5 protein-coding genes and 1 pseudogene are annotated in these 9,777 nt (G+C 63.7%); all 6 read left to right on the forward strand.

Going from position 1 to position 9,777, the window contains the following annotated elements:
* The coding region (locus ACESNG_RS24565; protein ID WP_373071404.1) for a hypothetical protein at nucleotides 1-377 on the forward strand (377 nt) is incomplete at its 5' end.
* Nucleotides 378-418: 41 nt separating this feature from the next.
* A complete protein-coding gene (locus ACESNG_RS24570) occupies nucleotides 419-802 on the forward strand; it encodes a hypothetical protein (protein WP_373071407.1) in 384 nt (127 codons plus the stop codon).
* A gap of 59 nt (nucleotides 803-861) precedes the next feature.
* Entirely contained in the window at nucleotides 862-1,107 is a 246-nt protein-coding gene (locus ACESNG_RS24575; RefSeq protein ID WP_373071410.1) for a hypothetical protein, read from the forward strand.
* A 12-nt stretch (nucleotides 1,108-1,119) separates the two neighbouring features.
* The gene (locus tag ACESNG_RS24580; RefSeq protein WP_373071413.1) at nucleotides 1,120-7,374 is read left to right on the forward strand and encodes a tape measure protein; all 6,255 of its coding nucleotides are present in this window, start codon (nucleotides 1,120-1,122) and stop codon (nucleotides 7,372-7,374) included.
* 129 nt (nucleotides 7,375-7,503) lie between these two features.
* Nucleotides 7,504-8,673 (forward strand): hypothetical protein, encoded by a 1,170-nt coding sequence (locus ACESNG_RS24585; protein ID WP_373071416.1) that lies wholly within the window; start codon nucleotides 7,504-7,506, stop codon nucleotides 8,671-8,673.
* A gap of 13 nt (nucleotides 8,674-8,686) precedes the next feature.
* A pseudogene (locus ACESNG_RS24590) lies at nucleotides 8,687-9,777 on the forward strand (hypothetical protein); the annotation flags it as partial.

The raw sequence follows: 9,777 nt of genomic DNA on the forward strand, positions 1-9,777 counted from the left end.
ATAAGGAGATGAAGTCACTGTTCGACCTGAACCGTCCGGGTTCTCGTCGCCGTTCACCGGGCTCAACACGCGCCGCCAAAGCCCTCCAGCCGACGATAGAGGGCAGAGAGTTCCCGCTCACCATCGGCTATCGCGTTGTTGGCGGCGATGACGTCGTGGCCCGAATCATTTTCATGAACTTCGGCACCCGAGCCCACGAGATCAGGCCGTCGGGAAAGTGGCCGAACCGGAAAGCGCTGGGCCCACCAAAGCGTTTGGCGTGGCTGCAGGACGGCAAGTGGGTCAAGGTGCCGTCCACCTTCCACCCTGGTCAGGGTCCGACCGGTTTCCTTGAGCGGGCACGCGACCAAGCCATCGCTCGATACCTGACGAGCTGATTGCCTTTCATCTCGGCCCAACTCGTGGCATGATATGACACATGCCCGCACCCAAAGCATTTGACATCGACGCCCTCCTCGCAGACGCACTTGCTGAGGCGGCCTCCAAAACCGTCTACATCAAGGTGAAACTGTTCAATCGGGAGTGGCGTATCTCGTCGCAGATCAACACGTTCCTTGCGCTTCGTGCTGGCGAAGGCGACACGAAGGCGTTCACCGAGTTCCTCATGAATGTCGCTCACCCCGACGAGCGCTCCGAGTTCCAGGACGCCCTGTACCGGATCGAGCCCCTCACCGCTGACATCCTGTTGATCATCATCAACAACCTGATGGAGGCGGTGGCGAACCACCCTACGAAGTCGTCCTCCGGTTCCTCGCGTACGGTCAAGACCTCGGTCGCCAAGCCGAAGTCCGCGGCCGGCTGATCACGTCCGGGCGCAACCCGGAAACCACATCCGTCTCCGAATGGATCGACGTGCTGTGGATGATGCTCCTCGAAGAGGGGCGCGGCGGGTTCATGGACTCACACAAGTACCGCAAGGTGATGACCGACATGTTCTGGTACGGGGTTGTACCGGAGGAGTCCACAGAGGACAAGGCGGCACGCTCCAAGGCCGAGGCCATTGAAGCGAAAGCGTCGATCGGCAAGCGAGCCACGCCCAAGACCGCCCTCGAGGAGATGCGTGAGCTGCAGGAGACAATCCGGGCGCAGGGCTCCGCCCCCGAGTAGCCTCGGCGTCCGATGACCGAGAAGATCCTAATCGAATACGAGATTACCGGTGACGGCTCCGAGGCGCGCGTGGCGGCGCGTCTTCAGCAGACGTTCTCTGGCGCCGTATCTGATGTGGGGCCCGACCTCTTCAAGAGCATTCAGAACGCCATGAAGTCGGTCAACGCCAAGGATCTCGGTTTTGATGACGTTCTCAATGACTCCGCTCGGGCGAGCGGCAGGTTGAGCGGCGCGCTCGGCGATGTGGCCTCGAAGCTGCGAACGGTCGACCAGGCCACCGCCTCTGCTGCGGGGGCCTTCGGCAAGGCGTTCGATCCCACTGCGCTAGCCCAGTATTCGGCGTCGCTGAAGAACATCATCGTCGAGCAGCAGAAACTCCAGAACCTGTCAACCGACCCCGGTATCCAGGCCGCTGCAGGGCTTCGCATCAAAGCCGCTCAGTCGGAGCTGGTTGCGGTCCGAACGCTCGCTCAACAGACGACACTCGCCACGCGCGAGTCGTCGCAGAACCAGTCGCGTGATGCCCGCCTGGCGAGTAAGGCCATCGAGAACGAGAAGAATCGCTCAGCCTCCGCCGGAATCGTCGCGACCCAGACGGCAGCCGCTCGTGAGTTGGCGATCATCCGGTCAGCATCCCGAGAGCAGGTGGCCACCACACAGGCCACCGCTCGGGGGCGCGTCGCCGCGTTCGAGTTCGCGGCTCGGGCCATCCGTTCGTCGGAGAGGGTGATCTCCAGCACGCTGCGCGCCACCGCCGATGTTGGCTCGGCAGCGTTTGCCTCACTGCGGCGATCAGCGAGCAGTGTCTCCACCAACATCTCGCAGTCGTTCCGCTCCTCGAACAGCTCGATCAGCAACAGCTATAGCTCGACGTTCAGGAACGCGTCGAACACCGTCAACAACGAGACCCGAGTCCAGAACACGGCTATCTCCAACTTTGCGCGCAACGCCACATCGTCGCTCGGGCAGGTTGGCAACTCCGTCGACAACCTCGGCGGGAAGATGGGTGGACTCAGCGCCAAGACGACGGTGCTCGCCGGCCTGCTCGGCGCTGGCCTTGCCAAAGCGCTGACCGGTGGCTTCCGCCGAGCCACCGTCCTGGAAAACTCCGAGCGCGCGCTGACCAAGCTGACCGGCTCTGCCGAAACGGCGAAGAACCTGCTCACGCAGGTCACCGAAGTCGTCACCGGCACGCCGTTCCGATTGGACCAGTTCTCCGCTGCCGCCACCCAGCTCTTGGCGTTCAACATCGAAGCCGACAAGATTCCCGAAATCCTCCGAACAATCGGTGATGCGTCTGCCCTGTCGCTTGACCCGGACCAGACCGTCGACCGGCTGGTGCGGACGTTCGGCCAGATATCTGCCGCAGGCAAACTCACCACCGAAGACCTGAACCAGCTCACCGAAGCTGGCGTCCCAGCGTTCGCTTTGCTTGGCAACTCAATCAACAAGACGATCCCCGAGGTTCGCGAGCTGGTCACCAAGGGTCTGATCCCGTCCGGCCAGGCCATCGACTCCCTACTCGATGGCATCCAGAACGGAACACAAGGGGTCAACGGGGCTACGGTTGCGTTCGCCGGGCTCAGCAAAGAACTCGGCACCACCCTCAGTGGCTCGCTCGCCAACCTGAACACGGCTTTCAGTCGCGCTGGAGCGAACATCATCAAGGCGTTCTCCCCCGCACTCGTCGGGGCGGCGCAGACGGGGACCGCCGCCATTGACCTGATCGGGAGAGCGTTCACGGCGCTCGCGACGGCAGTCGTCGCTTCGCCGGTATTCAGGCTGATACAGGAGGGCATCTCTCAACTTGCCCCGGTTCTCACCCAAGCCAAGACCACCCTAGCCCCCGTCTTCAAGTTCATCGCCGAAGGCATCGTCAACCTGGCCACTGCGTTCGGTGCGCTCAAGGCGTTGCAGTTCATCCCCGGCCTGTTTTCCCTGATCGGGGTTGCTGTCGGGCGCATCTTGGCGCCGTTCAATCTGCTGATCGCCGCAGGCATTCTTGTTGGTGGGTTCATCCAGCGACTGATCGACGGTAGCTCGGAGCTGAAAAGCTCGCTGAGCGCCCTTGGTACGTCGCTGCAGTTCGCGTTCGGGCCCATCCTCCGGGTGATCCCCGCCGCCCTAGAGACGTTGGCGGGCGTTATCGACGACGTGATTCAGCCGGTCGTTCGCTCCCTGGCTGAAACCGTCGCCGATTTTCTTGTTCCAAAGATTCGGACGCTCACCTCATTCATCTTCACCACGGTGTCGCCCATCTTGCTGGGATTTGCCACCCTCATCCGGGACGACGTCGTGCCGGCCATCGGACGGTTCCTGGGCAGGGCAGTCGACCTGGCCACCGAGACCTTCAACAATCTGGTCGACTTCGTGCGCGGCACCGTCATCCCGATCGTGGGTTCATTCCTGGTCACCGCCGTCGCAAAGGTAACGGCCGTGTTCAAGGAGCTGTACCGGCTCGTAGACGACAACATCGTCCCTCTCCTGCGCGCCGATCTGATCCCGGCGTTGGCTGCTACCGCCGCCGCCATCGGGTTCCTTGCTCTCGGCAACCTCCCACTTGCAGGTCTCGCCATCGGCATCGGCGCTGCGGTCACCGCCCTTCGCAACGAAGGTATTCGCGAGAAGATCGTCGAAGTCTTCAACGGCGCGGTCGAAGACGTCAAGGAGTTGTTCGGCGACATCTTCACCACCGACACGCTCGCCGAGGTGGGCGCCGGAGCGCTAAAGGCGGCACGCAAGATAGGCCAGGTGCTCGGCAACATCGTCACCGACCCACGCCTGGTGGCCGCCCTGGCGGGGATCGCAGCATCCGCAGCAGCCGTCGGCGTGGCCTTCATCGTCGGTCTCGTCGAGGGTGCCGTCAGTAACGTGGACGAGTTGACGGCAGGGCTCGTCGGCCTTCTCGACGAGGCGCTCTCCGCCGCCCTCAAGGCGCTGGCGTCCAATCCCGCCATCGCCGTCGCCCTCGCCGCCGCCCTGTTCGGCGCCAAGGCGCTCGCCAAGTTGGTGGGTTCGGCCCGTCAGACTGGCCGGGTGCTCGCTCAGGCCCTGACGGAAGGCGCTGTGTCCGCCGGCAACGTCGGCGTCGGCGGTGGGGCGAAGGGGTTCGTCGGCGGCCTATTCGGAGGCCCGGACGCGATCCGGGCTCAGGGCGCCCAGGCCGGGCAGCGATTCAGTGAAGGGCTGGTCAGCGGAATCCGCAACCAGGCTCGAGTCATCCAGGGGTTGGGCGGCAGCCTAGGTGACGCTCCGCTTGCCCTCACAAGGGCTCCCGGGGAGGCGTTCGTCGACTACAACAAGCGGCTCGCAGGGACGTTCCAGAATCTTTCCGGCGAAGTGACAAGACTGGAGGGCAACCTCGGCCAGGCCGCCGTGTCCGGGGTCAGGTTCCGTGACGGGCTGACCCAGATCTCCACCGGCAACGTCAAGCAGGGCTTCCAGCAGATCGGAACCGCCGTCAAGTCTTCTGGGCGCGAAATTGCGACGGGTGCCGGGGCCGTTGCTGGCGGGGCGTTTATGGCTTCGTTCGCCGCAACAGCGCTCCTGGAGGCGAAGGGCACAGGCGACGTCATCCAGGGGGCGTTGGGGTTGGCGACAGCAGGAGCCGGAGTCTTCGCCGCGACCGGCAATGCTCCTCTTGCCGTGGCATCCGTGGCCATTGGCGGCATCGCTGCAGTATTCCAGAAGAGCAAGCAGCGGGCCGATGAACTCAAAGCGTCGGTGCGCCTTCTCGGCGAAGCGCTCCTGGGCTTGAGCCCACCTGAAACCGAAGAGGTCATTGACAACGCCGTGCTTGAAAGGTTCAAGGCGGCATCCGAGGAAGTCCAGCAAACGATCGTTGATCTAAGAATCGACTACCTCAAGTTTTCTGAGGCGGCAGCGCAGGGCAAGGGGGTCGAGTTCATCGCGCAACAATTCGAGGCACTTGGTCCGGCGGGCCAGAGGTTCGCCGACGCGTTGCTTGCAGGGGAAATCACTCTCGGGCGCATCGACGATGCGATTTCCGGCAACCAGCTCGTGGATGGCATCGGCGTTGCGAACCTGAAGGACGAGATAGTCGCGGCCGGGTTCAGTGTCGATGACTTCGAGCGAACCTTTGGATTGCTCGGCGAGACAGCAAAGGTCGTCGACGGGGGGATTGACAGTGCTGCCCTGACAACAGAGCTACTCGGCGTATCGCTGTCGACGACCAATACCAGGGCGCAAGGCCTGTCTGACCAGTTTGCTGCCACCGCACTCACCGCCGATGCAGCCGCAGCAGGGACGACGGCGTTCAAGGACAAGCTGGACGAGCTGAAGGGTGCTCGCGTTGACGAATTGCGGGACAGCGTCAATGAGGCCAAGAGCGCCCTCGACGAAGCGAAGGGCGCTGCGGATCAGGCCTTGCAGGCGCTGCAGGATTTCTTCCGTGGAGGGGCTGACGACTCGATCGCAGTCGCCACTGACAAAGCGATCATCGGAGTGTCCAACCTGTCGCGCGCCCTTTCCGAGGACGTGGCAAACGCCGCTGGTGTCGGAGCAGATGAGCTTCAAGCAAAGCTGAATACCGGCATCCGTGCAGTCAGCGACGAAGCCTCCACGGTGCTGGCTCAGGGAATCAAGGATGGCACGATCACCGATGCGGCCACCGCAGCCACCCAGCTACAGCCGCTGGTAGATGCGGCGTTTGCGGCAGGTGGGGAAGGCGGCGCCCTAGCGGTTACTGAGTTGCAGAGAATCATCGGCGAGTTCTCGCTGCCTGAAGGCACGAACCTGCTCGAGGGGGCGATTGACCTAAACGCACTGATCGCCGACGCGCAAGCCGAGGTAAAGGCGGCCAACACCAAGCTGGAGCTAGGCCTCGGAATTGACCCCACCAAAAACGTGGAGTTCGTCGAGGAGGCAAAAGCCGCCGCTGCGCTTGCCTCCGCCGAAGTGGTCGCCGAATATGCGGGCGGCATTGGAGCCAACCAGGCGGTGGCCGACCAGGCAGCAGCCGCCCTCAGTGTGGCCGCAGGCAAGGCTGCCGGGGGGCCGACGGCCGTCGCTGGTTTCAATTCGTCCGGCAAGAACGTAGCTCAAGGCGCCGCCGACGGCATCGACTCGCGTTCCTCGATCGTTGCTGTCGAAAGTTCGGCGCGCCGGCTTGCGAGGGCCGCCAATCGGGCATTCGACTCCACATTGCAAATGGAATCACCGTCAAGGGTGATGATGCAGTCGGGCGAGTGGTTCGCTGAGGGCGTCGCCGAAGGTATCACCGATGGCGAACGGTCCGTGATCGACGCAGCGGTCGATCTCGCCAGGGTGGCGGTCAGGGGTCTGACTGCGGCCGGGGAAGAGTCAGCGCGAGCGATTGGTAGAGGCTTTGCGGAGAACGGATCGTCGTTCATCAGTTCGGTCGGGTCGGCGATGGATGCGGCATACACGGCGGCGTTGTCGAAGGTCGATCAGTTCAAGTTGATCGGCAACCAGATAGGTATCAACATGTTCGGCAAGCAGGGCGTGCTCGCTGGCGCAGTTGACGGCGGCGGGTCACTGCAGGCCGCCCTCCAGTTGGCCTTCCTGAAGGTCGCCGACATCCCAGGTGGTTTCGGGGCCAAGCTCGCCGAGACCGTCAAGCGGACCACCGAGTTCTTTGCCGGGACCGACAAGGACGGGAAACTCAACACAAAAAGATTAGGGCAAGCGGATGTCCAGGCGGCCGGCAGGGCGTTTGGTTCCACACTTGACGCCGGATCCTCAATCGGACGCGAGAATCGGGCCGCCTTCCTTGAGGCCGGGCTAGGGATTCGCCAGTACGCCGAAACGCTGCTCGCTGCTGGGCGCCCCCTGTCGAACGTCATAGGAGAGACGTCGGCGTGGCGCGACCAACTCATCAACTCGGCGGTGTCGGCCGGGGCCAATGCTGATCAAGTCAATGAACTCATCAACATCTTGGGCCTGTCCACCGTCCAGCTCAGCGACTGGGCTGGCGAGGTGGCGCGCGCCACCGAGGCCGTCAAGCTTGCCACGAGCGCCGAGGAGGCCAGGCTGGCCGCAGCCGAATTGGCACGCGTTCGCGCCGAGGCCGCCGAGGAGGCCGAGAAGGTCGCCGAAAAAGCGAAGCGAGATGCCGAAGACGCGAGGAGAGAGGAGGAGCGCAACCGGCCCGACGAACCCGACGAGGTTGACCCGGTGCTGCCCCCACCGATCTTCCGTGACCTGATCCTGAACGTCCCGACCGGCGACCCCGAGGCCATAGCTTTGGCAACGGCGAACAGGGTCGCCTTCGCTGTGGGAAGATGATATGACATGACAAGTTACCATCACGGCTGGCTCAGCATCGGCGAACAGAACGGCAACTACCGAGAGCTGTTCAACCACGCACGCACGTCCGCCTATCTCGAGACGTCGACAGCGTTGGGTTGCGGGTCCGTGTTCGACGTGCTCACCGACGGTGGCTGTGCTGCGTATCCGTGGGTGCCACCAACGATGGACGGCGCCCCGCCGCTCTATGCCGATGAGGCTCCGAACGGCTGGTACAAGCAGGAGTATTCGACGCCCGAACTCGACGACGCCCCCTGGTATAGCCCGAGCTACCCCGAGTCGGCTCAGGCTCTCGGCTTCTGGGTGACCGAATGGACCGGACTGGACTCCGGCCACATCAAACGAGAGGTCACCCAGGTGGGCGCGTACCGGGGCGGCGGGCAGTTCGGTGCCACCAACTCGGCCGCACGCGAGATGGGGTTGGAGGTGATCCTGCTCGGCGAATCGGAAGCCGCACTTGACTACCTGTTCCGCTGGCTTGACGCGACGATCTCGTCGGTCTGCGCCACCTGCGCCACCGATTCGATCCTGTTGCGCCGGATCTGCCCGGACGTCGACCCGGACGCCTTGGACACCGTGGCCAATGGGGTCGTCGAGATGCGCGAGGTCGGCATGGTCACTGGCCTTGTGTGGGGCGGAGCGCCGGTCGAGCGTGCTGGGTGCTTCATCCGGCGCGTGAACTTCACGATGGCAGCGATGGACCCGTGCATGTATACGCCCTGCACCGATGTCGACGTGTCGCAGGCCATGACGTGGGCGACCTGCTTTGCTGGCACCAACGTGCAGCTCGGTCGCACCAACTGCCGGCCGGTCTGCTCCGAGATGCCCGCTGCGTGTCGACTCACCTACGAGTTCACGATCGACTCACCGGGAGCATCGGCCCCCCGCATCCACATCACCGCCCCGCTCACCGCTTCGTCGATCCCGATGAGGATCAGGACGTACGCGAACCCGAACAGCCTGACCCCTGCCCAAATCTGTGGCGCGCCGCTACTCGCAGAGCTGCACCTGGTCACGCTGGAGCCGTTCACGGAGATCCTGTACGACATGGCCGGGCGTCAGGTGCAGGTTCGCAACGCAGCGACAGGCAGCTTCGTCAACGGCTTCGCTTTCGTCGCCCCCAACACGGTGGGCGTCCCTCGCTTCGCCGGGCTCGGGTGTGGTGAGTACATGGTGGTCATCGAGCCCGACGACTTCTGCTTCGCGAGCCCGCCGTCGGGGCTGCGCCAGTTCTCCCTGGTTGAAGTGTCCACGCAGGAACGTCAGGGATGCGCGTGATGGCGGCGCAGCGATGACGACGACGACACTGCGACCTGACGGCACGATCGCCAATGGCGGGTCGTCGGTTACCGGGGCGGCAACCCGTCACCTGGCGTTGAGCGACAACTCCGATGCGTCGTATCTCACTTGGTTCGCGCCCTACTTCGCCGAGTTCAACTTGGGGACATTCACGCTTCCGGCCGGCGCCATCATTGCCTCGGTCCGATGGCGCGCCCGCGCGCAAAGAAACAGCGGCTCCCCTGGTTTCATGTCGCTTGAGCTGAGGAAATCTCCATTCACGAACACGCTGGCGTTCAGCCATGATTACGTGTTTGATGTTGCCTTCACTGAGTTCCTCTCGCCGCAAGTTGCAACCTCGTTGACTCAGGCGGAAATTAACGGACTGCAACTCTGGGTCAACGCCAGCGAGGACGACATCCGGGTCGCCGAAACCTACGTCGACGTCGTGTCCGTCACCCAGCCGGTCGCGGTCGTCACCGCCGTCACCCCGGACCCGCTCACGACGACGAACATCGCCCCGATTGCGTGGACGAACACGCTCGACGCCGATGGTGGCGTGCAGACCCGGTATCAGATCAGGGTGTTCACTGCCGCCCAGTACGGCATCGGTGGGTTCAACCCGGCGACATCACCGGCGACACAGGACACCGGCGAGGTTGTCAGCGGCGCACTGACCCGCGACACGTTGGCGCTCGACACCTCGACGACGTACCGGGCCTACGTTCGGGTCGCTCAGACGGTCAACGGTGTGTCGCATTGGTCGTCGTACGCGTTCGATCAGTTTTCCATCGACTACGCTCCCGTCGGGGGCCAGCCGGTGCCGCAGCCAAGGTTGGGCTGTGCCGAGGAGTACACGGTCATCATCACCGCACGCGACCTCAAGACGTACGCCGCCCAGGTCAACTTCTCGCAGCTCTCGTGGTCGCGCGTGCTCGACGAGGTGTCCGAAGCCTCCGTGACAGTGCCGGACATCTTCGGCGGTCTGCGATGCAACATTGAACTGGGCACGGCCATCGTCCCGTGGAAGTTCGGGTTACGGATCGAGCGCAACGGCGAACTCGTGTGGGCAGGTCCGATCGTGTCGATCGAGCGGCCGGTTCG

The sequence above is a fragment of the Gemmatimonas sp. genome (genome assembly GCF_041689975.1).
GTDB lineage: Bacteria > Gemmatimonadota > Gemmatimonadetes > Gemmatimonadales > Gemmatimonadaceae > Gemmatimonas.